The following is a 1,248-nucleotide window of genomic DNA, read 5'->3' on the forward strand; positions in this document are numbered from 1 at the left end:
TTTGGGCGCTGTATCCGCAAAGTCGCAATTTGTCGCCAAAAGTGCGGTTATTGATCGACTTTTTGGCGCAAGAGTTGGCGTGATCAGCGCATCAACTGACGCAACGTGACATCCGGAAGCGCGGTCAGTTTTTTACTTTGCACCAAGAACACCTCCGCGCACGCCAAGGCATCACTGGCGGCTGAGTGCGATAAGTACCCCGGCAGGTGATAGTAGCGGCGCAAATCGTCTAACTGATAACTGCTGTGCGCGCCGCTTTTCCCTGCATAGCTAAACTGCTTTTCGATTTGCAGCGTGTCGATAAAATACGCGGGGAAATCCTCTACTTGGTAGCGAGAGGAAAAATAAGCGTGAATGAAGGCTTTTTCAATGCAGCATCCGTGGGCGAGCACTACTTTTCCTGTGATGCGTTCCAACAACCGATTCATCCCTTCATCCAATGGCAGTCCTTTGGCGAGATCTTGCGGAGTTAAGCCATTAATTTTCGCTGTTTCTGGTTTGATGAATTGTCCATGACAAATGTACCACTCTTTGGAGCTGGCGATATCAATGCCGTCCAGCGTTAGGTCAACCACGCCAATCGATAAGATTTTATCGCCTTGCGCGTCCACGCCTGTGGTTTCAAAGTCCAACGCAACAAAACTCAAATCCTTCAAGGTCGTTGAGTCATCCACCAAAGGCTGTTGAAGATAGTCTTTCAGCACCATTGGCCAATCGTCGATAACGTGAATGGCTTGGCGTTTTTGCTCAGGAGAGAGCGGCGTTTCCCACCGCTTAAACCAACGTTTAATCATGGTTACGCCCCTTTCACAAACTTCAGTTTCGCGACATCTTGCAGCTCACTGATGATCTTAAATGCATCTTTTAAGTGCTTGCGTTCAAAGCTACTGAAATCATCGGGTGCGATGTGGTTGTCAGGTGTGGTGCCTGCCAGAATCGCATTGAGTTGATGACGGAAACGTACCTGAGTAATAAAGCGATACGCGCCAATGATGTTTTCAACACTGTCTTTCGACAATGTGCCGTGCTGGGCTGCGTAGCGAAAACGCTCTTCTGTGCCAGTTAACGAGCCGCCAGCGGCAAGACTGAAAATACGCGCCAGATCGATGATCAGATTCAAGGCGTACTTTTTGATGTTTAACGTGTTGCTGTTTTCCCCACCTTTTTCCAACACCAAATTGTTGAAAATGCCAAGTGGCGGCTGAGTGTCAATCGCATCGCGCACCAAAGCCGGAATAAAGCTCGGGC

2 protein-coding genes are annotated in these 1,248 nt (G+C 49.0%); both read right to left on the reverse strand.

Annotated elements, in window-relative coordinates; all coding sequences use genetic code 11:
* Nucleotides 1–83: 83 nt before the first annotated feature.
* Nucleotides 84–794 carry an exonuclease domain-containing protein gene (locus R7Q48_RS24315; protein WP_318132655.1) on the reverse strand — a complete coding sequence of 237 codons (711 nt, stop codon included), beginning with the start codon at nt 792–794 and terminating at the stop codon, nt 84–86.
* A 2-nt stretch (nt 795–796) separates the two neighbouring features.
* Nucleotides 797–1,248, reverse strand: a 452-nt coding sequence (locus tag R7Q48_RS24320) for a putative nucleotidyltransferase substrate binding domain-containing protein (protein ID WP_318132657.1), incomplete at its 5' end; no start/stop codon positions are given.

This window comes from Vibrio sp. 378, from assembly GCF_033339435.1.